This is a genomic window from Streptomyces sp. 1331.2, from assembly GCF_900199205.1.
Classification (GTDB): domain Bacteria; phylum Actinomycetota; class Actinomycetes; order Streptomycetales; family Streptomycetaceae; genus Kitasatospora.
In genome coordinates, this window is the sequence record NZ_OBMJ01000001.1 from 3666642 (window position 1) to 3690678 (window position 24037).

18 protein-coding genes are annotated in these 24037 nt (G+C 71.7%); 7 read left to right on the forward strand and 11 right to left on the reverse strand.

All coding sequences use genetic code 11. The features are described 5' to 3' along the window. Window positions 1-19: 19 nt before the first annotated feature. The 3 genes from CRP52_RS38220 to CRP52_RS15520 form a co-directional block, all read right to left on the reverse strand. Complete coding sequence (locus CRP52_RS38220) at window positions 20-2044, reverse strand: protein kinase family protein (RefSeq protein WP_097236941.1); 2025 nt, start codon at window positions 2042-2044, stop codon at window positions 20-22. Window positions 2045-2347: 303 nt separating this feature from the next. After that, on the reverse strand, window positions 2348-4867 hold the full coding sequence (gene murJ, locus CRP52_RS15515) for a murein biosynthesis integral membrane protein MurJ (RefSeq protein ID WP_097236942.1): 2520 nt from the start codon (window positions 4865-4867) through the stop codon (window positions 2348-2350). A 58-nt stretch (window positions 4868-4925) separates the two neighbouring features. Further along, a complete protein-coding gene (locus CRP52_RS15520; protein ID WP_097236943.1) occupies window positions 4926-7433 on the reverse strand; it encodes a DUF6049 family protein in 2508 nt (835 codons plus the stop codon). 398 nt (window positions 7434-7831) lie between these two features. On the opposite strand from CRP52_RS15520, the gene CRP52_RS15525 reads away from it, so the two are divergent. After that, window positions 7832-9259, forward strand: a complete 1428-nt coding sequence (locus CRP52_RS15525) for a CCA tRNA nucleotidyltransferase (RefSeq protein WP_097240109.1) — start codon at window positions 7832-7834, stop codon at window positions 9257-9259. A 75-nt stretch (window positions 9260-9334) separates the two neighbouring features. Here CRP52_RS15525 and CRP52_RS38225 read toward each other — a convergent pair whose 3' ends face one another. From CRP52_RS38225 to CRP52_RS15550, 5 genes are all read right to left on the reverse strand, one after another. Beyond that, complete coding sequence (locus CRP52_RS38225; RefSeq protein ID WP_097236944.1) at window positions 9335-10354, reverse strand: LppU/SCO3897 family protein; 1020 nt, start codon at window positions 10352-10354, stop codon at window positions 9335-9337. Window positions 10355-10410: 56 nt separating this feature from the next. Beyond that, window positions 10411-11052 (reverse strand): LppU/SCO3897 family protein, encoded by a 642-nt coding sequence (locus CRP52_RS40495; RefSeq protein WP_179852624.1) that lies wholly within the window; start codon window positions 11050-11052, stop codon window positions 10411-10413. 108 nt (window positions 11053-11160) lie between these two features. Then, window positions 11161-12480, reverse strand: coding sequence for an MFS transporter (locus CRP52_RS15540; RefSeq protein ID WP_257032508.1), 1320 nt, complete (start codon window positions 12478-12480; stop codon window positions 11161-11163). A gap of 134 nt (window positions 12481-12614) precedes the next feature. Continuing rightward, window positions 12615-13697, reverse strand: a complete 1083-nt coding sequence (locus CRP52_RS15545) for an inositol-3-phosphate synthase (RefSeq protein ID WP_097236946.1) — start codon at window positions 13695-13697, stop codon at window positions 12615-12617. A gap of 126 nt (window positions 13698-13823) precedes the next feature. Then, window positions 13824-14537, reverse strand: coding sequence for a PadR family transcriptional regulator (locus tag CRP52_RS15550; RefSeq protein WP_097236947.1), 714 nt, complete (start codon window positions 14535-14537; stop codon window positions 13824-13826). Window positions 14538-14889: 352 nt separating this feature from the next. Here CRP52_RS15550 and CRP52_RS15555 point away from each other — a divergent pair, with 352 nt between their 5' ends. Then, on the forward strand, window positions 14890-17505 hold the full coding sequence (locus CRP52_RS15555; protein WP_097236948.1) for a transglycosylase domain-containing protein: 2616 nt from the start codon (window positions 14890-14892) through the stop codon (window positions 17503-17505). A 165-nt stretch (window positions 17506-17670) separates the two neighbouring features. Continuing rightward, entirely contained in the window at window positions 17671-19245 is a 1575-nt protein-coding gene (locus CRP52_RS15560; protein ID WP_097236949.1) for a glycosyltransferase family 87 protein, read from the forward strand. Between the two features lie 39 nt (window positions 19246-19284). Here the strand turns inward: CRP52_RS15560 and CRP52_RS15565 are convergent, their stop codons facing one another. The 3 genes from CRP52_RS15565 to CRP52_RS15575 all read right to left on the reverse strand — a co-directional run bounded on the left by CRP52_RS15565 (window position 19285) and on the right by CRP52_RS15575 (window position 21928). Then, window positions 19285-20319 carry an alanine racemase gene (locus CRP52_RS15565; RefSeq protein WP_097236950.1) on the reverse strand — a complete coding sequence of 345 codons (1035 nt, stop codon included), beginning with the start codon at window positions 20317-20319 and terminating at the stop codon, window positions 19285-19287. 13 nt (window positions 20320-20332) lie between these two features. Further along, window positions 20333-21451 carry a lipid II:glycine glycyltransferase FemX gene (locus CRP52_RS15570; protein WP_097236951.1) on the reverse strand — a complete coding sequence of 373 codons (1119 nt, stop codon included), beginning with the start codon at window positions 21449-21451 and terminating at the stop codon, window positions 20333-20335. 177 nt (window positions 21452-21628) lie between these two features. After that, window positions 21629-21928, reverse strand: a complete 300-nt coding sequence (locus tag CRP52_RS15575) for a hypothetical protein (RefSeq protein ID WP_030059643.1) — start codon at window positions 21926-21928, stop codon at window positions 21629-21631. Between the two features lie 320 nt (window positions 21929-22248). On the opposite strand from CRP52_RS15575, the gene rpsF reads away from it, so the two are divergent. From rpsF to rplI, 4 genes are all read left to right on the forward strand, one after another. Next, complete coding sequence (gene rpsF / locus CRP52_RS15580; RefSeq protein ID WP_030233085.1) at window positions 22249-22539, forward strand: 30S ribosomal protein S6; 291 nt, start codon at window positions 22249-22251, stop codon at window positions 22537-22539. A 96-nt stretch (window positions 22540-22635) separates the two neighbouring features. Beyond that, on the forward strand, window positions 22636-23238 hold the full coding sequence (locus CRP52_RS15585; RefSeq protein WP_097236952.1) for a single-stranded DNA-binding protein: 603 nt from the start codon (window positions 22636-22638) through the stop codon (window positions 23236-23238). A gap of 80 nt (window positions 23239-23318) precedes the next feature. Beyond that, the gene (gene rpsR, locus CRP52_RS15590) at window positions 23319-23555 is read left to right on the forward strand and encodes a 30S ribosomal protein S18 (protein ID WP_030059640.1); all 237 of its coding nucleotides are present in this window, start codon (window positions 23319-23321) and stop codon (window positions 23553-23555) included. A gap of 17 nt (window positions 23556-23572) precedes the next feature. Next, complete coding sequence (rplI, locus tag CRP52_RS15595; protein WP_097236953.1) at window positions 23573-24019, forward strand: 50S ribosomal protein L9; 447 nt, start codon at window positions 23573-23575, stop codon at window positions 24017-24019. The last annotated feature ends 18 nt before the right edge of the window (window positions 24020-24037 follow it).

Consider the following 24037-nt stretch of genomic DNA (forward strand, 5'->3'; position numbering starts at 1 on the left):
GATCGCAGCGGCCGTCCGGTCAGCCGGAGACCTTGACCTCGGCGACGCCGCCCTGGAAGTTGCCCTCGGAATTCTTGGGCAGGGCGGTCAGCCAGATCAAGAGGTAGCGGGTGGTGACCGGGTTGTCCAGGGCGTACTCGACCGTGGTGCCGCTCTTCTTGCCGATGACGGTGAAGTCCTCCGGCTTGGACTGCATCGGCCTGGCGGCGGCGCCCGTGCCGGGCACCCGCAGCTCCGCGGTGTGCTCGCCGGCGAACTGGACGGTCACCGAGGAGACCGTCTGCTGCGAGCCGAGGTCGATCATCAGACCGGTGCCCGCCCGGCGTGCGGGCGGCTTGGGGCCGAACTGGTCGACGTACCACTGGGTCTGCCAGACGGTGTTCGAATCGCCGTCGACGGCCTTGGCGGGGCTGTCCGACCCCTCGGAGGGGGTGCCCGGCGCGGTGTACGACTGCACGTCCTTGACGGCGATCGGCACCGGCGCGTGCGGCGTCGGGTGGGTGGCCGAGGGCGCGGCGCTGCTGACCGAGGGCAGCGGGGAGGCGACGGCGCCCCCGGTGTGGCGCAGGTTGTCGACGAACTGCCAGGAGGCGACGCCGATCGCGCCCAGGGCGACCGTCCAGGCGGTGGCCTTGACGACCCGGCGCAGCCGCCGCCGGGTGCGCCGGGCGGCGGCCGGGCGGGAGGAGGCCGGCAGCGGGGCGACCGTGGCGTCGGCCACCCGGGTCGGGGTGGGCGCGGTGGGCAGGGCGTGGGTGTTGTGCCGGGGCGGGGTGGGGAAGGCGGGCAGTTCCGGCTCGGGCTGGCGGATCCGGGGCAGCTGCGCGATCGCCCGGACCAGCTCCTCCGGGGTGGTGATCGGCTCGGCGTGGTGCGGCGGGTGGTCGAACAGGGCCCGCGCGGCGAGCTCGGACAGGCCCTTGTGGACCCCGGCGCGGACCTGGTCCGGGGAGGCGTTCTGGAGGCCCCTCGGCAGGCCCTGGAGGTCGTAGCGGTCCTCCGGGTACGGCCAGCGGTGGGTGAGTGCGGCGAACAGCAGGGCGCCGATCGCGCGGGTGTCGGAGCGCTGGGGGTCCTCGGCGCTGTCCTCGGCGGGCAGCCCGCGCAGGGCGGCGTCCACCGCGATGCCGTTGATCCGGTACTGGCCGCTGTCGGTGCGCAGCACGCAGCGCGGGGTGAGCCGCAGGTGGGCCTGGCCGCGGCGGTGGGCGGCCGCGACGGCGTCGGCGACCTGGCGGACCATCTGGTACGCCTCGTGCGGCTCCATCGGGCCGTTGGCGAGCAGCCTGGCCAGGTCGGAGGAGTGCGGCAGCCACTCCCGCACGACGTAGACCAGCTCGCCCTCCTGGACGGCGTCCAGGACCTGGACGAAGCGCGGGTCGCCGAGCAGGGCGGCGGACTTGGCCGCGGCCAGCACCTTGCGGGCCCGCTGGTGGCCGGAGGCCATCAGGTGGACGCCGACGGCCCGGCGCAGCTTCTCGTCGACGGCGCGCCAGCTGCTGAAGGTCTCGGACTCGGAGATGCACTCCTCCAGCCGGTACCGGTGGCCGATCTTGTCGCCGCTGCGGCGCTGCGGGGCGGGGAGGGTGCGCGGGAGCGTGGCGGTGTCGCGCGGGTCGAAGGTGGGCTGCGGGTCGGTGGGGAGGCGCTTGGCGGGCGCGGGCGCGGCGGCGGGGGCCGGCTTCTTCCGGGGGGCGTCGGCGGTCAGCTCGGCGCGGATCTCCTGGACCGAGAGCGGAGCGGTGATCTCCGAGGTCTCCTCGGCGACGGAGTCCTCCGGTGCGGCGGAGGGCTCCGGTGCGGCGGAGGGCTCGCCGTCCTCGCCGTCCTCGCTGTCCTCGCTGTCCTCGGGAGTGTCCCCGGAGACGGGGTCTTCGGAGGCGGGGTCCTCGGAGCCGGTGGCCCCGGCCTCGGCGTCCGCGCGGGCGCGCCCGGGGGCGTCCTTCGCGACCGCGAGCCGGTCGATCGCCGCGGCCAGCGCGGCCTCGTCCGCCGCCGCGTCAGCTGTTGACGTGTCGACGACCGCCTTGGTGCCATCAGCCACCGTGGTCCTGCCTCCCCTTGTGTCGCCCCGGCCTGAGAGAGTCGCTGGAGCCCTCGGGTTGGTGGCCCTGTGCTCCAGGACAATTGTGCCCACTCTTCTCCACCGGGTACGACCGCTGAAGGGTCCGCTCGGTTGCATCCGGGTGGAGAGATGTGGTGCAGAACCGACACCGGGTCGCCATCTCGCGGCCGGGCGTACCCGGACGGGCCGGTGGCCCAGCACTCGGCCGGACGAGCGGAGGAGCCGTGCGCTCCGGTTGACGCCCGGTCAGGGCGCCCGCTCGTCCGGCCGGTCGTCGGACGGTCAGCGGCCCAGTCGGCCGCGGACCATGCCCAGCATGGCGTTCAGTTCCTCGATCCGCAGGCGCTTCGCGATCAGCACGAAGACGGCCAGTTGCAGGCCGCCGGCCACCACCAGCGCGGCCACGCTGCCCGGCCAGCCGCCGAGCACCTGCTGGACGCCGAGGGCGGCACCGAAGCCGACCAGTGCGGCCGGGACGCAGGCGGCGGCCAGCCGGCTGTAGGTCCTGCCGATCCGCTTGGTGTCCAGGCCGCCGATCTTCTTCTTCAGCTTCGGCACGGCCACCGTCACTCCGACGGCGTACGCGAGGCCGTAGCCGAAGGCCATGCCGACCACCGTCCACTGGGCGGGCAGCAGCAGCCAGCACAGCAGCGAGAAGCCGGCCTGGCAGACCGCGACCCAGACGGTGTTCGAGAACGGCGTCCGGGTGTCCTCGTAGGCGTAGAAGCCGCGCAGCATCACGTACTGGGCCGAGTACGGGATCAGGCCCAGGGCGAAGGCGGAGAGCATCAGGCCGACGTTGGTGGCGTCGTTCAGGACGGTCTGGTTGCCGCCGACCGCGTAGATCGAGCGGCCGATCACCGGGCCGAGCGAGAGGAACAGGAACGCGCCCGGGACGACCGCCACCGCCGTGGTGCGCAGGCCGTAGGAGATGTCGTCGCGGACGGCTCCGGCGTCCTCGTCGGCGGCCGCCCGGGAGAGCCGGGGGAGCACCGCGCTCATGATCGAGACGGTGATCACGGCCTGCGGGAGCTGCCAGATCAGCAGGGCGTTGGAGAACGCGGCCAGGCCGACACCGTTGTGGCCGGCCGCCGCGGCGGCCTCACCGGCCTTGGTGGACAGCTGGGTGATCACCAGGTAGCCGGCCTGGTTGGCGAGCACGAAGAAGAACGTCCACTTGGCCAGCCGGGCGGCCTTGCCCAGGCCGTGGCCGCGCCAGTCGAAGCGGGGCCGGAAGCGGAACTCGGCCGCCCGCAGGTACGGGACCATCGCCAGGGACTGGACGACCAGGCCGACCAGGGTGCCCAGGCCGAGCAGCCGGACACCCTCGGGCGAGATGGACTCCGGGGAGACGTGGGTGGTGCCGAAGCCGCCGTAGACCCAGATGTAGGCGGAGAAGGTGAAGATCACCACGATGTTGTTGAGGACCGGGGTCCACATCATCGCGCCGAAGCGGCCGCGGGCGTTGAGGATCTGGCCCATCACCACGTGGATGCCCATGAAGAAGATGGTGGGCAGGCAGTAGCGGGCCAGCGCGACCGTGGTGTCGGCGCGCTCCGGGTCCGTCATCATCGAGTGGGCGATCAGCTGGACCAGCACGGGTGCACCGAGCACCGCCAGGAACACCACGCCGCCGAGCCCGACCATCACCAGGGTGAGCAGCCGGTTGGCGTAGGCGGTCCCGCCGTCCTCGTCGTTCTTCATGCTGCGCACCAGCTGCGGCACGAAGACGGCGTTCAGCGCGCCGCCGCCGATCAGGATGTAGAGCAGGGTCGGCAGGGTGTTCGCCGCGTTGTACGAGTCACCCATCACGCCGACGCCGATGGCTGCGGTGATCACCATGGTCCGGACGAAGCCGGTGCCGCGGGAGACCAGCGTGCCGGCGGCCATGAGCGCGCTGGAGTTCAGCAGGTTGGCGACCTTGCCGCCACCACCGCCGCCGCCGCCACCGGCTGCCGGGGCGGGCGCGGCCGCGGGCTGCTGCCGGGCCGCCTCCTCCTCGGCGAGGACGTCGGCCCGCGGCTCGACCGCCGGCGGCACCGCGACGGCGGCCACCTGCATGGTGGCCTCCTCTTCGGAGAGCGGCGGGTCGAACTCGATCGGCGGCACGAAGGGGCGCGGGGCGTCCGCGGCGAGGTGCTGCGGCTGCCCCGGGTAACCGCCCACCGGCGGGTACGGCGCGGGCGCGCCGGGCGGCACGGTGCCGGGGGCGCCGCCCTGGGCGGCCATCGGCGGGGCCGGGTGCTGGGTGGTGTGCGGGGCCGGGGCGGGCTGCGGCACCGGCTGCGGGGCCGCGGCCTCCGCCGGACGGTCGCCGAACAGCGCGTCCACGCCGACGTACTCGGTGGTCTCGCTGTCCCAGGCGGAGTGCGCCGGGCCGGGCTGCCACTGCTGCCGGGGCTGCTCGGCGCCGCCCCAGTGGTCGCCGGCCGGAGCCGGGGCCGGCTCCGGCTGCCAGCCGCCCTGCGCCGGGGCGTCCCAGCCGGACTGCACCGGCGGCACCGGGGGCGAGAACCGCTCCGCCGCCGGGTACGGGACCGGAGGCACCGGCGTCGGGTAGCCGCCGGCCTGCGGCGGCAGCTGCGGCGGCACGTCGTACGCGGCGGCCGGCGGCTGCGGGGCGGCCGGGCGACCGGCCTGCAGACCGTACGGGTCCTGGCCGTCCCGCTGGTTCCCGTAGGCGTCGGCCGCGTACGGGTCCTGGGCGTAGGTGTCGGCCACGTACCAGTCGCCGGACGGCGACTCGGCGCCCGGCCGGCTCTCACCGCGGCCCGGCGGCCGCTCCTCGCTGCGCCCGGTCATGTCACCTCTTCGCTGTCGTGGGGGGAGGCCGGCCCGGCGTTGCGGGGGGTCGGCGGTATCAAGGACCAACCTTCTCATCACTGGAGGCCCGATCCCGGCCATCAGGGCTGCTCCCGCGCGGTGTCTGCGCAGGACCGTCACCGGTCTCGCCGCCCGCCGGTCCGTCCCCGTCGGCCGTGCCGGCGGCCTGGTCCGTGCCGTCCCCGCCCTCGTCCGTGCCGTCCGCGGTCGGCACCCGGGCCGCGGCCCCGCCCGTCGCCGGAGCGTCCCCGACCGGCTGGTCGCCGTCCTCGTGCGGCTGACCGCCGCGCCGCTTGCGCTGGCGCATGAAGCGCAGCGCGGCCAGCAGCAGCAGGAGGCCGGCGCCCGCGAAGACGTACAGCACGCCGTTGGTCACCGAGGTGACCTCCACGGTGAACGGCTGGGGGGCGCTGTACGGCCGCGGGTTGGGGCCGGTGGTCCACAGCTGGGCGGTCATGTTGACCGGCCCGTTGTTGTGCGCCTCGGCCTGGAAGCGGAGGGTGGCGCTCTGCGAGGCCGGGAGGACCAGCTCCTCCTCCTTGCCCACCCGCAGTCTGTTCGGCTGGGTCGAGGTGAGCACCAGCTTCAGGTTGGTCACCGTCTGGGTGAGGTCGTTGCGGACGCTGACCTGGAGCAGGCCGGTGTTGCCGGCCAGGGTGACCACCTTCTTCGGCGGCACCTGGACGGCGTTGGTCAGCTCGGTCAGGTACTTGGTGACACCGGTGCGGTAGGCGGCGCCGGCCGGGGCCTGGGTGCGCCACTCGGTGGAGAGCGAGCGGACCATGGCGGCGCTGAACGGGCCGCGCACCCGCTGGGGCAGGGTGAGCACCCGCATCAGCGTGTCCAGGCCGAACTGGATGTCGGCGGTGCCGGTGAGGTCGGAGGCCGACAGCTCGGAGGCCCGGACCTGGTTCGGGTAGTCGGCGGCCGCCGGGACGCCGGTGTTGGCCTTCGGGTCGGGCGCGGACTGCGCCACGGCGTCCAGCTTGACCGGGCTGATCCACTTGTCGGAGGCCGTCTGCAGGGCGTTGGCCAGCACCTTGGCGGTGTTGACGGTCAGGTCCCGCGGCGGCATGACCAGCAGGCTGCGCTGGTTCTGCGGCTGCTCGTGGGTGATCGCGTAGGTCTCGGCGAGGAAGCGCTGGGTCGCCTCGGTCTGGTCCTTCGGGGCGCCGAGGTCCCCGCGGAACAGCGCGGAGACCGTCTCGTCGGCGACCACGGCGCTCTGCCCGTTGCCGATCGGGCGGACCGCGGAGGGCGTGTAGTTGAGCGAGTCCGGCTCCGGCATGCTCGCCCCGTTGACCAGCAGCAGCCCGCTGCCCGCCTGCTGGGCGAGGCCGGCGATCTGCTGGTCGACGTAGCCCTGGTACGGCCAGGCGACGTCGGAGCGGGTGTCCACCGAGAGCCGGCCCTCGACGGTCAGCCGCCCGGCCGTGGCCGCCTTGCCCAGGCCGGTGGTCACCGCGGTCAGGTCGGCGCCGTTGTGCGCGATCGAGGCGAGGTCGGGGTCGGCGTACGGCAGCGAGACCACCTGGCTGCCCGGCTTGGCGACGGCGGCCCGCAGCTTGTCCAGCCAGGCGGTGGCGGCGGCCGAGCCGTTGACCAGGACGGTGTTGTCCTCCCGGGCCGGCTTGCCCGCGGACTCGGTGCCCGGGTTCTGCACCCGGTACGGCCTGGTCATCGCGAGTGCGGCGTCCAGCAGGTCCGGGTCGATCACCCAGGTCAGGCCGTTCAGTTTGGCGCCGGTGTCGACCAGCTCGTACAGCCGCCCGCCGGGGGCGAACTCGGTGGCGAGGCTGTCGTCGTGCAGCACCGGGACGGACTGGTCGTTGTCGGCGACGGTCTGCGCGGCCAGCACCGGCGCGTGCACCAGCGGCCAGATCGTGGCGACCTTGGTCGGCTGCGCCTCGGCGCCGCCGGGGTTGTACGGGAGGAAGGTCCGGGCGATGCCCAGCGGCCGGTCGTGCGCGTTGTCGGCGGTCGAGCCCCAGGCGTCCACCGCGAGCTCGTACACGCCGCTCGCGGACATCCCCAGGTCGTTCACCGCGACGCTCAGGGTGTACGGCAGGGTCTGGCCCGGGTTGAGCTCGGGCAGGGCGTACTGCGGGCTCTCCAGCTCCACGCCGTCCGCGGAGCTCGGCGTGGAGCGCCCGGCCACGCTGGTCAGGTCGCTGCGCCGGTCCAGCGGACGGCCGGGCTTGCGGACGGCCGCGTGGGCGCCCTTGAGCGCCGACTTGCCGCCGTTGGTGACGTGCCCGCTGATCGTCACGGTGCCGTTCGGGGCGGCGACCTGCGGGGCCAGCGTCTCGATGGTCAGGACCACCGGGAACTCGGCCGAGGCGGTGGAGTCGGCCGCCGACCGGACGTCGCCGCCGGCGGGCAGCGCACCGGCCGGGGCGGCCGCGAGGACGGTCAGGGCGGCCGCGCAGGCGGCGGCGAGGCGCAGGCCCGCACGACGGACGGGATGACGTCGTCCGGCGGGGCCGTCGGCCCGTCCAGGCTGTCGGTGCGCCCCCAGGCCCGAGTGCCGTGTCGGCTCACTCACTCGCTTCGCCCTCGCCGTTCTCGATCGCGTGCCGCTGATGCTGGTCGCCCGGCGCGGTGCGCCCGGCGTTCTTCGCTTGGAACCCTTGGAAAATCTGAAATGCCTGGAACTCTGCTGGAACTCTTCGCCCGACGCCGTCGCCGCCGCACCGCTGCCGCGGGGTCCCGCAGGCCGTGGCGGCGCGCGACACCGCATCCCCTGTCCGGTGCCCGAGACTCGTCCACCGGCATGGTAACGATGCAGCCCGGGATGCAGTGTTGCGGGCTGTGGGATAGGACGCCCGAAACGCGCGGGCGGTTGACCTTCCGGGGCACGTACCCTTGTGAGCCGTGTCCACTGCCAATGAGCCCACCGCGCGCACCGACCGTTCCAGCACCGCCGTCCAGGTCGTCCCAGGCCTGAGCGAGGCCCAGGCCCTGGGGCTGCAAGAGTTGCTGCGGGTGTCGCCGGTCGCCGACGAGATCGCCCGCCGTTTCCAGGCGGCCGGCCACCGGCTGGCGCTGGTCGGCGGCTCGGTGCGGGACGCGCTGCTCGGCCGGCTCGGCAACGACCTGGACTTCACCACCGACGCCCGCCCGCAGCAGGTGCTCAAGCTGGTCAAGGGCTGGGCGGACGCGGTCTGGGACGTCGGCATCGCCTTCGGCACGGTCGGCGCCCGCAAGGACACCGCCGAGGGCTCCTTCCTGATCGAGATCACCACCTACCGCTCCGAGGCGTACGACCGCACGTCCCGCAAGCCGGAGGTCACCTACGGCGACACCATCGAGCAGGACCTCGTCCGCCGGGACTTCACGGTCAACGCGATGGCCGTCGACCTGCCCGGCCGCGGCTTCGTCGACCCGCACCACGGCCTGGACGACCTGGAGGCCCGGGTGCTGCGCACCCCCGCCACCCCCGAGGAGTCCTTCTCCGACGACCCGCTGCGGATGATGCGGGCCGCCCGCTTCGCCGCCCAGCTCGACTTCGACCCGGCGCCCGAGGTGGTCGCCGCGATGACCGCGATGGCCGAGCGGATCACCATCGTCTCCGCCGAGCGGGTCCAGGCCGAGCTGAACAAGCTGCTGCTGGCCAAGCACCCGGTGAAGGGCCTGCGGCTGCTGGTCGACACGGGCCTGGCCGACCACGTGCTGCCCGAGCTGCCCGCGCTGCGGCTGGAGCGCGACGAGCACCACCGGCACAAGGACGTCTACGAGCACTCGCTGACCGTCCTGGAGCAGGCCATCGCGCTGGAGCAGGACGGCCCGGACCTCACCCTGCGGCTGGCCGCGCTGCTGCACGACATCGGCAAGCCGCGCACCCGCCGCTTCGAGTCGGACGGCCGGGTCTCCTTCCACCACCACGAGGTGGTCGGCGCCAAGATGACCCGCAAGCGGATGCGCGACCTCAAGTACTCCAAGGAGCTCATCGAGGACGTCTCGCGCCTGGTCGAGCTGCACCTGCGCTTCCACGGCTACGGCGGAGGCGAGTGGACCGACTCCGCGGTGCGCCGCTACGTCACCGACGCCGGGCCGCTGCTGGAGCGCCTGCACAAGCTGACCCGCTCCGACTGCACCACCCGCAACCGCAAGAAGGCGGCCACGCTCTCGCGCACCTACGACTCCCTGGAGACGCGGATCGCCGAGCTGAAGGAGCAGGAGGAGCTGGACGCCGTCCGCCCGGCGCTGGACGGCAACCAGATCATGGAGCTGCTCGACCTCAAGCCGGGTCCGCAGGTCGGCAAGGCGTACAAGCACATGCTCGAACTGCGGCTGGAGCACGGCCCGATGGAGCACGACGAGGCGGTCGCGGCGCTGCGGGCCTGGTGGGCGGAGCAGCAGCAGGGCTGATCCCGGCCCCGGTCACGACGACGCGAGGGGTGGTCCCGGCACTCGGCCGGGGCCACCCCTCGCGCGTGGGCCGGGCTACTTGAGCTTCTTCAGGCAGAGCACGTAGTTCAGGGCCGGGAGGTTGGTGTAGGTGCGGGTGTACCAGCTGTCCGCCTTCGGCTGCTGCTCGCAGACCTTCTCGTCGGAGGTGGCCGGGTACTTGTAGACCACCTTGTACTGCGCCTTGGGGTCGGTGCAGGCCAGCACCGAGACCTTGGGGTGGGTGTCCGTGGTCGCGCCGGTGGTGCCGTTCTCGTTGCGCAGGCAATCGCCGGCCTTGGCCGAGTCGACGCCGTCGGCCGGGTCGCTCGGGGTGGTGACCGGCGGCAGGGTGATGCTCGGCACCACCGGCAGCGTGAAGGTCGGCGAGGGGAAGGCCGGCGGGGGCGTGAAGGTGAAGGTGGAGGCCGCCGGCGAGGGTGCGGCGATGATCGGGTCGGAGGGGTTGTCGGTCTTCGTCGGGCCGAGCACCCCGGTGGCGGCCAGCACCACGGTGACCGCCAGCGAGGCCGGGACCACCAGCATGGCGATGTGCGGGCGGCGGGTCAGCGGCACGCCCGGGTCGAGCTGCGGGCCGTGGGTGCCCGGGACGGGCGGCGGCAGCTGCTTGAACTTGTTGTGCGGTATCAGGTTCAGCAGCAGGGTGATCGGGGTCAGCAGCCACGACACCAGGCTCCACCAGCCCTGGACCAGGGTCCGGGCGGACATGTCGCGGACGGTGGCCGTGCCGCAGGTGCGGCAGAACGGGCCGGACATCCGCAGCATCCGGTAGGCCACCAGCAGGCCCTGGTGGCCGCGGACGGTGGTCTGCACCGCCGGGTAGCCGCCGCAGAACCGGCAGGTCACGCCGTCCGTCGGGCCCGGCGGCGGGTACCCGTACCCGTAGCCGGGCGCGGCCTGCTGGTAGCCGTAGGCCTGCTCGGGCGGCGGCGGGGGGCTCGGGTAGCCGTAGCCGGGCGGCGGCGGGCCGGGCTGGCCGGGCGGCGGGGGCGGTGCGCCGTAGGCGCCGCCGGAGGAGTACGGGTTGCCGTCGCCGGGTGGCGGACCGTACGGCATCTGGGGCGGTGGCGGAACGGACAAGGTGGTCCCCCGGGAAGGAGTGGCGGAAGAGTTCAGGACTTCTTCACCGGCGGGACGCCGGTGGTGGTGGGCGTCATCGGACCGAGGCAGAGCACGTACCGCTTCTTGTTCCAGCGGCGGCCGCTCTTGCCGGAGACGGCACTCGTGGTCTGCGGGGTCTGCTTGCAGCGGTTCACGTCGGTGGTGCCTTCGAACTTCGACAGCACGCGGTAATTCGCCTTGGAATCAGTGCACTTGACGATCTCGACATCACGGGAGCCGCTCACCCGCACACAGTCGCCGGGCTTGGCGCTGCTGACGCTCGGCCCGGCGACGAAGTACCCGACCGCCAGGGCTATGCCGCCGCCGACCAGGCCGACGGCCTTCAGCTTGGACTTGGTGCCGAGCTTCTTCGCGGGTGCGGCCGGTGCCGGAGCGGCGGGCTGCGGGTGGCCGTAGGGCCCGGCGGGCGGCTGCTGGCCGTACGGTGCCTGCCCGTACGGCGACTGCCCGTGCGGCGGTTGGCCGTACGGCTGCTGCCCGTACGCCGGCGGTGGCCCGTAGCCGGGCGGGGCCGGCTGCGGGGGCTGCCCGTAGGACGGGGGAGGTCCGTAGGGCGCGGCCGGCGGGGGGACGGGCGCACCGTACGGCGATGCGCCGGGCGGCGGCCCGTACGGGTTGGGTGGTGTGCTCATCAGTTCGTCCCCCGAGACAGAGTGCTGTCGCTCCGACAGGTCTGACACCTTAGCGACTCGGTCCGACGCCATTCGTCCCGAGTCCCGGGGGATTTCCGGGATCGCTGGTCAGGGCAGCGGGCGGCGGCGGGCGGCGCGCAGGTAGAGGGCCGCGGTGAGGGCGTACACGGCGGCGACCCCGACGACCACCGTGACCGAGCGTCCGGACAGCGGCAGCACCAGCGCGGTGACCAGGGCGGCGGCGACGAAGGCGACGTTGAACAGCACGTCGTAGATGGCGAAGACCCGGCCGCGGAACTCGTCCTCGACCGTCTCCTGCACCACGGTGTCGGCGCAGATCTTGGTGCCCTGGGTGACCACCCCGAGCAGCAGGGCGGCGATCAGGCAGGGCACCAGGGTGAAGCTCAGGCCGAGCGCCGGGACGAAGACCACCGGGGCGACCAGGCAGACCGTCATCCAGCCGGTCAGGCCGAGCCGGCGGGTGCACCAGGGGCTGACCACCGCGGCGACGAAGAACCCGGCGGCGGAGAGGCCGACCGCCTGGCCGAGGGTGACGAGACCGGCCGCGCTGTCGGCCGGGTCGTTGAAGGTGTACCGGGCGAGCATCACCACGACCACGATCAGCACGCCGTAGCAGAACCGGGCCGCGGTGACGGCGGCCAGCGCGTGCACGGCGGGCCGGCAGTCCCGCACCAGGTGGCGCACCGCAGCGCCCAGTTCGACTGCGGCCCGGACCAGTGCCTGGCCGAGCGCCGGGCGGTCGGCGTGCTGGTCCGGGCCGAGCAGGTCGCGGTCCATCCGCCGGGCGGCCAGCGCGGCCGACAGGTAGAGCAGCGAGGCGACCGTGACCAGCGCGGCGTCCGCCTTCGGCCCGGGGGCCATCACCTGGTGCAGCAGGAAGCCGATGCCGCCGCCCGAGGCGGCGGCGACCGTCCCGAGGGTGGGGGAGAGCGCGTTGGCGGTGACCAGCTGATCCTGCTCCACCACCCGGGGCAGCGCGGCGGACAGGCCGGCCAGGATGAACCGGTTGAGCGCGGTGACCAGCAGGGCGGAGGCGAAGAACAGCCAGGTCGGCGCCTCGGCCAGGAGCAGCGCGCCGGTGCCCAGGCCCAGCCCGAAGCGGGCCAGGTTGCCGACGTAGAGCACCTGCCGGCGGCGCCAGCGGTCCAGCAGCACCCCGGCGAACGGGCCGATCACCGAGAACGGCAGCAGCATCACGGCCAGCACCGAGGCGATGTCGGCGGGGGAGGACTGCTTCTCGGGGGAGAAGACCACGTACGCGGCGAGCGAGACCTGGAAGACGCCGTCCGAGAGTTGGGAGAGCACCCGGGCGGTCAGCAGCCGCCGGAAGTCGCGGCCCCGGAGCAGATCGAGGAGCGTGGCGCGGTGCGCGGACTGGTGGGTGCTGCCGTTCTCGGTGATCGCCACCCGCCCAGGGTGCCATGGAACCGGTCGATGTTTCACGTGAAACATTGGCCGCGAAACGGTGAAGTGCCCACGATCCGGGGATCGTGGGCACTTCCGGAGAGCTACGGGCGGTCAGTCGCCCGGGCGCTCAGCGCTCAGCGCTCGACCTCACCGCGGATGAACTTCTCGACGTTCTCCTTGGCCTCGTCGTCGAAGTACTGCACCGGCGGGGACTTCATGAAGTACGAGGAGGCCGACAGGATCGGGCCGCCGATGCCGCGGTCCTTGGCGATCTTCGCGGCGCGGACGGCGTCGATGATGACACCGGCGGAGTTCGGGGAGTCCCAGACCTCCAGCTTGTACTCCAGGTTCAGCGGGACGTCGCCGAACGCGCGACCCTCCAGGCGGACGTAGGCCCACTTGCGGTCGTCCAGCCAGGCCACGTAGTCCGAGGGGCCGATGTGGACGTTCTTGGCGCCCAGCTCGCGGTCGCGGATCTGCGAGGTGACGGCCTGGGTCTTGGAGATCTTCTTGGACTCCAGGCGCTCGCGCTCCAGCATGTTCTTGAAGTCCATGTTGCCGCCGACGTTCAGCTGCATGGTGCGCTCAAGGATGACACCGCGGTCCTCGAACAGCTTGGCCATCACGCGGTGCGTGATGGTGGCGCCGACCTGGGACTTGATGTCGTCACCGACGATCGGCACGCCGGCCTCGGTGAACTTGTCCGCCCACTCCTTGGTGCCCGCGATGAACACCGGCAGGGCGTTCACGAAGGCGACCTTGGCGTCGATGGCGCACTGGGCGTAGAACTTGGCGGCGTTCTCGGAGCCCACCGGCAGGTAGCAGACCAGGACGTCGACCTGCTGGTCCTTGAGGACCTGGACGACGTCGACCGGGGCCTCGTCCGACTCCTCGATGGTCTCCAGGTAGTACTTGCCCAGGCCGTCGAGGGTGTGGCCGCGCTGCACGGTGACGCCGGTCGGCGGCACGTCGCAGATCTTGATGGTGTTGTTCTCGCTGTTGCCGATGGCGTCGGCCAGGTCGAAACCGACCTTCTTGGCGTCGACGTCGAAGGCGGCGACGAACTCCACGTCACGGACGTGGTAGTCACCGAACTGGACGTGCATCAGCCCGGGGACCTTGCCGGCCGGGTCGGCGTCCTTGTAGTACTCGACACCCTGCACCAGCGACGCGGCGCAGTTGCCCACGCCCACGATGGCTACGCGAACCGAACCCATTTCCGGTTGCTCCCTGTGATCTCATGAGGGCCGCCGGGGGCGGCGGCACTCGTCCTGCTTCTTCGATGACTGTTTGCGGGGCGCGAGGCGCCCACTCCTTCCGCGCGGCACAGGGCTGGCGCGGTGTCAGCGCTCCTCGGCGGAGCGCCCCGGGCGGTCGTACGGTGGCCCGGACGGGTCCGAGGACCCGGTCTCCTGGCCACGGCCGTCCGAAGTCTTGTGGGGTACGGCGGTGCTGCCGGGGCCGCCGGCGGCGGCGGCGGCGGCCCCGGTCCGGCCGGTGCGGTTGGACCGCTCGGTCTCGATCAGCTCGTTGAGCCAGCGGACCTCGCGCTCGACCGACTCCAGTCCGTGCCGCTGGAGTTCGACGGTGTAGTCGTCGAACCGTTCGCGGGCGCGGGCCAGCGAGTTGCGCATCCGCTCCAGGCGCTCCTCCAGCCGGCTGCGGCGGCCCTCCAGGACGCGCATCCGGACGGCCCGGTCGGTCTGACCGAAGAACGCGAAGTGGACGCCGAAGTGTTCGTCCTCCCAGGCGTCGGGGCCGGAGTCGGCGAGCAGCTCCTCGAAGCGCTGCTTCCCCTCGGCGGAGAGCCGGTAGACGATCTTGGACCGCTTGCCGTTGAGCGCGGTGGCCGGGACGTACTCGACGTCCGGGTTGTCCTCGACCAGGAAGCCCTGGGCGACCAGGCTCTTCAGGCAGGGGTAGAGCGTTCCGTAGGACAGTGCCCGGAACGTGCCGAGCAGGATGTTGAGCCGTTTGCGCAGCTCGTAGCCATGCATCGGGGCGTCGTGGAGCAGGCCGAGAACGGCGAACTCCAGCACCCCTGAGCGCCTGCCCACTGTCGTCGTCCTCCTCCCTGTCGGCCTTCGTCCGGCCGCTGCATCCGGCGGTATTCCGCTTCGATGTATCGGCTCGATATATCGAGAACAGTAAACCCGACCCCGGGAACCGGCAAGGGGGGCACGCGTGAATGTGATCACAAGCCGACTCGCGGGTGGGCTTGGCAACGGGCGTGTAATGATCTGTCGCCGTTTTGCGGTTATTGGCGACTGATGCCCGATTAGTTGTATTTCAGTGCTGCGTACGCTGTCGCGTGTGCACGAGGACCACCTCCGGGGTTAGGGCGGTTTGCGGGCATCGGACGTGAACCCTGCCTTCAGGCCGGAAACGCCTGACGAGGAGTGCTGGAAGATGAGCGAGCGACGGCGAAGGACGCCCAACCCGGGCGGCGACGGGCAGCAGCCCCCGGGAGGCGGCGGCCGTCCAGGAGGGCCGGGGCCCGACGAGCTGCGCTCCGACGGGGTCGGCCGCCGGCGCCCGCCGGGCATGCGGGAGACCGCCCAGCAACCGCGGATGGGCCGGGCGGAGATGCGCAAGGCCGCCCAGAAGAAGGGCAAGGGTGGCCGGGGTGATGCCGCGGCCGCCGCGGCGACGGCCGGACCGGGCAAGAAGCGCTTCATCGACTACCCGCGGTTCGGCAAGACCGGGATCCGGCGCTGGCTGCCGTCCTGGAAGCAGTGGCTGAGCGGCTTCCTGCTGGTCTTCGGCTGCTTCGTCGGCCTGGTGTTCTACCTGTACCAGACCACCCAGGTCCCCTCGCTGAACTCGCTGGTCAAGGACCAGAACACGATCTACTACTGGGCCGACGGCTCCGAGATGACCCGCAAGGGCACGACCAACCGTCAGATCGTCGAGCTCCAGGACATCAGCCCCAACCTGCAGAACGCCGTCATCGCCGCGGAGAACCAGGACTTCCGCACCGACCACGGCATCGACCCCAAGGGCATGCTCCGCGCCGTCTACAACATGGCGAAGGGCGGTGAGACCCAGGGCGCCTCGACGATCACCCAGCAGTACGTGAAGAACGCCTACCTGAGCCAGGAGCAGACGATCAGCCGCAAGGTGAAGGAGTTCTTCATCACGCTGAAGATCGACCAGTCGCAGGGCAAGGACGAGATCCTCAAGGGCTACCTCAACACCAGCTGGTTCGGCCGCGGTGCCAACGGCGCCCAGGCCGCCGCGCAGGCGTACTACGGGGTGGACGCCAAGGACCTCAACGTCTGTCAGAGCGCCATGCTGGCCGGACTCCTGAAGGGTGCGGCGTACTACGACCCCACCAACCCGGCCAACAAGGAGCGGGCCCAGGGGCGTTGGTCGTGGATCCTCGACAACATGGTGAAGATCAAGGCCATCTCGCCGGAGGAGCGCGCCAAGTGCACCGCGTTCCCGGACCCGATCCCGCTGAAGCCCAGCTCCAACATGAACGGTGAGATCAGCTACCTGGTCGACACCGCCAACAAGTACGTCCTGAACAACGACAAGGCGATCACCCAGCAGGTGATCGACAAGGGCGGCCTGAAGATCTACACGACCTTCGAGAAGGACAAGGTCGACGCCCTGAAGAAGGCCGTGGACGACGTCAAGGCGGAGAACCTCAACCCGCAGAAGCGTCCGGACAACGACACCAACATCCAGTTCGGCTCCGCCAGCATCCGCCCCGGCGACGGCGCGATCATCGCCCTCTACGGCGGTGACGGCGTGGAGAACGGACACTTCGACAACAACGCCGACGCCTCCGGCGTCCAGGTCGGCTCGACCTTCAAGCCCTTCGTGCTGGCCACCGCCATGCAGACCGGCGTGCAGACCGCCAAGGGCGACGACGGCAAGCCGAAGCGGATCAACGCCGACAGCCGCTACCTGGCCGACGACCTGTCCGAGATCCGCAAGCCGGACGGCTCGCTGGTGATCGGCGACGACGGCAAGCCCTACCGGCAGAAGAACGAGGACTCCAGCAAGCACGGCTACGTCTCGCTGCGGCAGGCCATGCAGTACTCCTACAACGTGCCCTTCGTCCAGCTCAACCAGGACGTCGGCGGCCAGAACGTGGCCGACATGGCGGTCCAGATGGGCGTCAAGAAGGAGAGCCTGGCCGACCCGAAGACCGCGACCTTCCCGCTCGGCACCTCCACCATCAGCCCGATCCGGATGGCCACCGCCTACGGCACCCTGGCGGCCAGCGGCAAGGAGGCCGAGCCGTACTCGGTCACCAAGGTCGAGCTGAACGGCGTGGAGCGCCCGGGCTTCGGCAAGAAGGACCCCAAGGTCGCGCTGGAGCCGGCCGTCGCCGACAACGTCACCGACGTCCTGGTGAACGTGGTGAAGAACGGTACCGGTACCAAGGCCAAGGACCTGGGCCGCCCGGTGGCCGGCAAGACCGGTACCACCGACCAGAACAAGTCGGCCTGGTGGGTCGGTTACACCCCGCAGCTGGTGACCAGCGTCGCGATGTGGCGCGAGGACCCGACCAAGCACGAGCGGCTGTCGCTCAACGGCACCGCCGGCCAGGAGTCCATCCACGGTGGTGCCCTCCCGACCGACGTCTTCACCCGGTACATGAAGGCCGCGCTGGCCAACGAGAAGAAGATGGACTTCCCGAGCCCGCAGCCGGTCGGCAGCGAGGTCGACTCCTCCGGTGCGCCGTCCACGGCCACGGCGGCGCCGACGCCGACCACGACCGACACCCCGTCGGCCCCCGCGCAGACCCAGGCGCCGCAGCCCAACCAGCCGCAGCCGCCGCAGCCCACCCAGAACTGCGTGCCCGGCGTGGACTGCCCCGGCGACCAGCCGACCCACTCGCCGACGAAGAACCCGAAACCGACCAGCAGCTGCATCCCGCTGATCAACTGCCCGACGCAGCCGACGCCCACCGACACCACCACACCGGGCGGCGGGGGCAAGCCGACCGGCGGCGGCAAGCCGACACCGAGCTCCACCGGCGGCGCGCAGGGCGCCGCGGCGGGGCAGTAGCGCCGGGCACGGCCCCGGCAGACCCGTGACGGCGGTGGCGGTCCTCCCCGGAGGACCGCCACCGCCGTTTTCGTCACGATTCGCGGACCCGGCCGCCGCACAGCTCCGCAGGCCGTCGCGGGGGCCTCCTCGTTCCGGCGCGGATGGTGCGGCAGGATGTCCGGCATGACGTCGAGCGATCGTGACGAAACCGCCGGCCCGGTCGGGTCCGGCGCCGCCGCAGGGCCCTCCCCGGCAGCCGTCGCCACGGCCGCGCCCGCGGCCGACACCGTGGTCGTCCCGGCCGACGAGGACCCGGTCGCGGCGGCCGGCAGCGAGGTGATCGGCGGGCCGCCCGGACGCCGGGCGCTGCTCGGCGTCTCCTGGTGGATCCCGGCGCGCTTCCTGGCGCTCGCGGTGATCGTGGTCTCGGTGCTCGGCATGGTGCAGAAGCTGCCCTGCTACGAGCAGGCCTGGTTCCAGCCGGGCTCGCCGCAGTACATCCACGCCTGCTACAGCGACATCCCGCACCTGTACTCCGGACGCGGTTTCGCCGCCGGGCTGCACCCCTACGTGGACCGGATCCCGGGCTCCTCGGGGGACCTGCAGTACCTGGAGTACCCGGTGCTGACCGGCCTGTTCATGCAGGTCGCGGCCTGGCTGACGCCCGGAGGGAACCAGCAGAGCCAGGAGCAGTGGTTCTGGGCGGTCAACGCCGGGCTGCTGATGGCCTGCGCGGTGGTCGCCGCCGTGGCGCTCTCGCGCACCCACCGCCGCCGGCCCTGGGACGCGGTGCTGTTCGCGCTCTCGCCCGTCCTGCTGCTCAACGGCACGGTCAACTGGGACCTGCTCGCGGTCGCCCTGGCCGCCGTGGCGATGGCCTGGTGGGCCCGTTCCAGGCCGGGCTGGGCCGGCGTCTTCATCGGCCTGGCCACCGCCGCCAAGCTCTACCCGGTGCTGCTGATCGGCCCGCTGCTGGTGCTCTGCTGGCGGGCCGGCAAGTGGCGCGAGTTCCGGCTGATGCTGGGCGGCGCGGTGGGCTCCTGGCTGCTGGTCGACCTGCCGGTCATGCTGGCCAACTGGCAGGGCTGGTCGACGTTCTACGTGTTCAGCAAGCACCGCGGCGAGGACTACGGCTCGGTCTGGCTGATCCTGATGCAGACCCGCGGCGTCGGCCTGGCCGACCTCGACGTCTACATCGGCGTGCTGATGGTGCTGGGCTGCGCGGCCATAGCGTGGCTCGGCCTCTCGGCGCCCCGCCGCCCGCGCTTCGCGCAGCTGGCGTTCCTGGTGGTCGCCCTGTTCGTACTGGTCAACAAGGTGTACTCGCCGCAGTACGCGCTCTGGCTGCTGCCGCTGGCGGCGCTGGCCCGGCCGCGCTGGCGGGACGTCCTCATCTGGCAGGGCTGCGAGGTGCTGTACACCCTCGGCATCTGGTCCCACCTGGGCTTCGTCACCGGGCCCAAGCAGCACGGGATCGGCGAGGCCTGGTACCACTTCGCGATCGGGCTGCACCTGATCGGCACGCTCTACCTGGTCACCCTCGTCGTCCGCGACGTCCTGTACCCGGACCGCGACCCGGTCCGCTGGGACGGCAGCGACGACCCCTCCGGCGGGGTGCTGGACCGCGCCCCGGACGTGTTCGTGCTGGGCACCGCCCGACGGCTGCGCGAGGAGGAGACCTACGCCGCGTACGCGCCGGCCGGACCCGAGCAGTGGCTGGACGAGCCCGAACTGCCGGAGCCGGCCGAGCGGCCGTAGCCCGTCCCTCGTGAGGGACGGGTCACGGTCGGGCCTTCCTCAGCGGTCCACCACGCGGTCGAAGTGCGTGGTGGTGTGCCGGACCTGGAGGCCGAGCTCCTCGCCGATCGCGGGGGGCGTGGTCTCGCCGTCCAGGAACAGCAGCGACACCTGCATGTGCGGGGGCTCGGCGAACCAGAGCTGCTTGCCGGACCAGTGGAACGGCGACTTGGTCTTGTTGACGGTCGCCAGACCGGCCCGGGCGATGCCCTTGGCCCGCGAGGCCATGCTCTGCACGTACTTGGGCGCCTCCAGGCCGATGCCGTGCGCGGTGCCGCCGGCGACCACCAGGATGTGGCCGTCGGTCGGCGCCGGGTGCTGGCGGTAGCCGTAGCGGTCGCCCTTCTTCACCGGGGTGACGTCCAGGACGGTGGCCCGGACCTCCAGCGCGGCGTGGTCGCCCAGCCAGAGCCGGGTGCCGATCCGGGCCCGGAAGACGGTCTCCGGGTAGCGCTGGGCCAGCTGCTCCATGCCGGCCGCGCCGAGGTGGCTGACGAACACGGTGTGCACCGGGATGCCGGCGGCCCGGGCGGTGTCCACCCAGTACGCGACCTCCTCGACCGGGCTGGAGCCGTCCGGCCGGTCCATCGGCAGGTGCAGCGCCAGGCCCTCGAAGCCGACGCCGTCCAGCTCGGCGGCGACGGTCCGCAGGTCATCGGCGCTCACGCCGTGCCGGCGCATGGTGGTCATGCACTCCAGCACCACCCGGGCGCCGCGCAGCGCCCGCAGCGCGTCCACGCTCGCCACCGTGCGGATCACCCGGGCGTGCGGCAGCGGCAGCACCTCCTCGCCGACCCGGTACGGGGTGAGCACCAGCAGCTCGCCGCCGTACCACTCGGCGGCGTCGGCCGCCTCGTAGGCGGTGCCGACGGCGAGCACCCCGGTGCCCAGCAGCGTCGCCTCCTCGGCCAGCCGGTGGTTGCCCAGGCCGTAGCCGTTCCCCTTGGCGACCGGCACCAGGCCGGGGAACTCGGCGAGGACGGAGCGCTGGTGGGTGCGCCAGCGTTCGGTGTCGAGGTAGAGCGACAGCGTCATCGGGTCAGCCTCCTCAGCGGCGGGACATGTAGAGGTCGAGGGCCTTGTGCAGCAGCTTGTTGAGCGGGAAGTCCCACTCGCCGAGGTACTCGGCCGCCTGGCCGCCGGTGCCGACCTTGAACTGGATCAGGCCGAACAGGTGGTCGTTCTCGTCCAGGGTGTCACTGATGCCGCGCAGGTCGTACACCCCGCCGCCGAGGGCGTAGGAGTCGCGCATCATCCGCCACTGGATGGCGTTGGACGGCTTGACCTCGCGCTTGTGGTTGGCCGAGGCGCCGTAGGAGTACCAGACGTGCTCGCCGACCACCAGCATCGTGGTCGCGGCCAGCGGCTCGCCCTCGTGGTAGGCGATGTAGAGCCGCATCCGGTTCGGGTCCTCGGCGGTGAGGGCCTTCCACATCCGCTGGAAGTAGGACAGCGGGCGCGGGGTGAACTTGTCGCGCTCGGCGGTGACCAGGTAGAGCTGGTGGAAGATCGGCAGCTCGTCGTAGCCGCCCTGGAACACCTCGACGCCGCTCTTCTCGGCCTTCTTGATGTTGCGGCGCCACAGCTGGTTGAAGTTCTTGTGGATGTCGTCCAGCGAGCGGTTGGCCAGCGGCACCTGGAAGACGTAGCGGGGCTGGACGTCGCCGAAGCCGGCGCCGCCGTCCTCGCCCTGCAGCCAGCCCGCCTTGCGCAGCCGGTCGGCCACCTCGAAGGCGCGCGCCTCGTACCAGTCGGCCTCGACGTCGCGCAGGCGCTTGGCCTGCTTCGCGGCGATGGCCTCCTTGATGGTGGGGGCGTTCCAGCGGCGGATGACCACCGGCGGGCCCATCTTCACCGAGAACGCGCCCTGCGACTTGAGGTGGGCGAGCATCGGGGAGAGCCAGCGGTCGAGGTCGCGGTCGAACCAGTCGATGACCGGGCCCTCGGGCAGGTAGGCGAGGTAGCGCTTGACCTTGGGCAGCTGGCGGTAGAGCACCAGGCCGGCGCCGACGAGCTGGTCGGCGTCGTCGAACCAGCCGATCGACTCGGACCGCCACTCGGCCTTGACGTCGCCCCACGACGGCACCTGCATGTGGCTGGCCGAGGCACGGCTCCTGATGAAGGCGAGGTGCTCCTCGCGGGTGATCGTCCTCAGGCGCAGGCTCATTGCTCGGTGCTCCTCGTCGGTCGGGCTGCGGTGGCCCCAGGTTTTCGGGCTCGACCCTATCGTCCGGGGCCCGGGCACCCGCCGTGGCGGGCACGACGACGCCCCCGTCGCGTACCTGTCTCCTCTGCAGATACGCGACGGGGGCGCCGAGGGTTCCTGGGTGGCCGCTCCCGGGGCTCAGCCCCAGAGGCCGCCGCGGGCGATTCCGAGGTAGAAGCCGATCGCGGAGGCGCCGAGCGTGATCATCAGGACGAAGCGCTCGGCGGTGGTGACCGAGACGAACATGCCCCACAGGCCCGTGACGATGCCGGCCAAACCGGTCCACGAGGTCAGCAGGTGGAGGTTGTAGAAGAACGAGGTGGTGAAGGCGATCACGCCCAGGACGGCGGTGAGTGCCACCAGGGTGTTCTCGCGGGGGTGCGGGTGGCCGTCGGTGTTCAGCGTGAGCGCGGGCATGCGGTGGACGGACTGGGCCATGAGTCCCACCTCCTGGCGTGGAGACGAACGGGCAGGAATCCCGTTCCGTCCAGATTGCGGCGGTTGGGTCGGTCTCACAACCCCTATGCGTTTTGTTCGGCCGTCCGGGTGCGGGTAGGCTGTGCCGTCTGCACTGGTGTAGTTGTGCCCCCCTGCGCCCTCTTCCGGGTGACACCCCCTTCCGGGTGGTGCGGGGCCCGACTGTCCGACCCGGCCGCTACGGTGGGCCGGAGTCGTCACCGCACCGGTGCCGACGCTACGCACAACCCTCCTGCCACGGAGAGACCGTGGCCGTTGAGTCCAAAGGAGGTGGGTTACCCATGCGTCACTACGAGGTCATGGTGATCCTCGACCCGTCGGTCGAGGAGCGCGCTGTCTCCCCCCTGATCGAGAACTTCCTCACTGTCGTCCGCAACGGCGGCGGCAAGGTGGAGAAGGTCGACACCTGGGGTCGTCGCCGTCTGGCTTACGAGATCAACAAGCAGTCCGAGGGCATCTACTCGGTCATCGACCTGAAGGCCACGCCTGAGGTCGTCAAGGAGCTCGACCGCCAGATGGGCCTGAGCGAGTCGGTTCTGCGGACCAAGGTCCTGCGCCCGGACACCCACTGAGCCACCTCTGAGGCCTTCGGGTCTCGGGTAGCTCGCGTCCGCTGTTTCACGTGAAACAGCGGTGAACGGACATCTTCCCGAGAGGTCATCACCACCATGGCAGGCGAGACCGTCATCACCCTCGTCGGCAATCTCGTCGACGACCCCGAGCTGCGCTTCACCCCGTCGGGTGCGGCGGTCGCGAAGTTCCGTATCGCGTCCACCCCCCGCACCTTCGACCGTCAGACGAACGAGTGGAAGGACGGCGAGAGCCTCTTCCTCACGTGCAACGTCTGGCGGCAGCCGGCGGAGAACGTGGCCGAGTCGCTGCAGCGCGGCATGCGCGTCATCGTGCAGGGCCGACTGCGCCAGCGGTCTTACGAGACCAAGGAAGGCGAGAAGCGGACGGTCTTCGAGGTCGAGGTCGACGAGGTCGGCCCGAGCCTGCGCTCGGCGACCGCCAAGGTCACCCGGGCCAACCGGTCCGGCGGCCAGGGCGGCCCCGGCGGCGGCTTCGGCGGCCAGCAGGGTGGCGGCCAGGGCGGTTGGAGCGGCGGTGGCGGCCAGCAGGGCGGCGGCTGGGGTGGAAACTCCGGCGGCCAGTCCGGCCCCTCCGACGACCCGTGGGCGTCCAGCGCCCCGTCCGGCGGCAACCAGGGCGGTGGCGGCTGGGGTGCCGCGCCGTCGGGTGGCGGCTACTCGGAAGAGCCCCCGTTCTAAAGAGCTGACAGATTTCGTGCGGCCCGGCCGTGGGCGTCCCCGGACGCCCGCCGGGCCGTGAACCCCAAATGGAGCACACAATGGCGAAGCCGCCTGCTCGCAAGCCGAAGAAGAAGGTTTGCGTCTTCTGCAAGGACAAGGTCAACTACGTTGACTACAAGGACACGAACCTGCTGCGGAAGTACATCTCCGACCGCGGCAAGATCCGTGCCCGCCGGGTCACCGGCAACTGCACCCAGCACCAGCGTGACGTCGCCACGGCCGTGAAGAACAGCCGTGAGATGGCGCTGCTGCCCTACACCAGCACCGCGCGCTAAGAGAGGGTGACCAAGTAATGAAGATCATCCTCACGCACGAGGTGCCGGGTCTCGGCTCCGCCGGCGAGGTCGTCGAGGTCAAGGACGGCTACGCCCGCAACTACCTGGTTCCGCGTGGCTACGCCATCCGCTGGACCAAGGGTGGTCAGAAGGACGTCGACGCCATCCGTCGCGCCCGCAAGATCCACGAGATCCAGACCCTCGACGCCGCCAACGACGTCAAGGGCAAGCTGGAGGGCGTCCAGGTCAAGCTGGCCGTTCGCTCGGGTGAGGCCGGCCGTCTGTTCGGCTCGGTGACCCAGGCCGACGTCGTCGAGGCCATCAAGGCCGCCGGCGGCCCGGCGGTCGACAAGCGCGCCGTCGCGATCGCCTCGCCGATCAAGACCGTGGGCACCCACAAGGTCTCGGTCAAGCTGCACTCCGACGTCCAGGCCAACCTGGACATCGCGGTCGTCGCTGCCTGAGTTCCGTAGCAGTGGCCT

What these genes read in the sequence shown, in the direction of transcription:
- murJ (WP_097236942.1), bottom strand. Translation starts at nt 4,867, where the DNA reads ATGACCGGGCGCAGCGAGGAGCGGCCGCCGGGCCGCGGTGAGAGCCGG.
- CRP52_RS38225 (WP_097236944.1), bottom strand. Translation starts at nt 10,354, where the DNA reads ATGCCGTACGGTCCGCCACCCGGCGACGGCAACCCGTACTCCTCCGGC.
- CRP52_RS40495 (WP_179852624.1), bottom strand. Translation starts at nt 11,052, where the DNA reads ATGAGCACACCACCCAACCCGTACGGGCCGCCGCCCGGCGCATCGCCG.
- CRP52_RS15545 (WP_097236946.1), bottom strand. Translation starts at nt 13,697, where the DNA reads ATGGGTTCGGTTCGCGTAGCCATCGTGGGCGTGGGCAACTGCGCCGCG.
- CRP52_RS15555 (WP_097236948.1), top strand. Translation starts at nt 14,890, where the DNA reads ATGAGCGAGCGACGGCGAAGGACGCCCAACCCGGGCGGCGACGGGCAG.
- CRP52_RS15560 (WP_097236949.1), top strand. Translation starts at nt 17,671, where the DNA reads ATGACGTCGAGCGATCGTGACGAAACCGCCGGCCCGGTCGGGTCCGGC.
- CRP52_RS15565 (WP_097236950.1), bottom strand. Translation starts at nt 20,319, where the DNA reads ATGACGCTGTCGCTCTACCTCGACACCGAACGCTGGCGCACCCACCAG.
- CRP52_RS15570 (WP_097236951.1), bottom strand. Translation starts at nt 21,451, where the DNA reads ATGAGCCTGCGCCTGAGGACGATCACCCGCGAGGAGCACCTCGCCTTC.
- CRP52_RS15575 (WP_030059643.1), bottom strand. Translation starts at nt 21,928, where the DNA reads ATGGCCCAGTCCGTCCACCGCATGCCCGCGCTCACGCTGAACACCGAC.
- rpsF (WP_030233085.1), top strand. Translation starts at nt 22,249, where the DNA reads ATGCGTCACTACGAGGTCATGGTGATCCTCGACCCGTCGGTCGAGGAG.
- CRP52_RS15585 (WP_097236952.1), top strand. Translation starts at nt 22,636, where the DNA reads ATGGCAGGCGAGACCGTCATCACCCTCGTCGGCAATCTCGTCGACGAC.
- rpsR (WP_030059640.1), top strand. Translation starts at nt 23,319, where the DNA reads ATGGCGAAGCCGCCTGCTCGCAAGCCGAAGAAGAAGGTTTGCGTCTTC.
- rplI (WP_097236953.1), top strand. Translation starts at nt 23,573, where the DNA reads ATGAAGATCATCCTCACGCACGAGGTGCCGGGTCTCGGCTCCGCCGGC.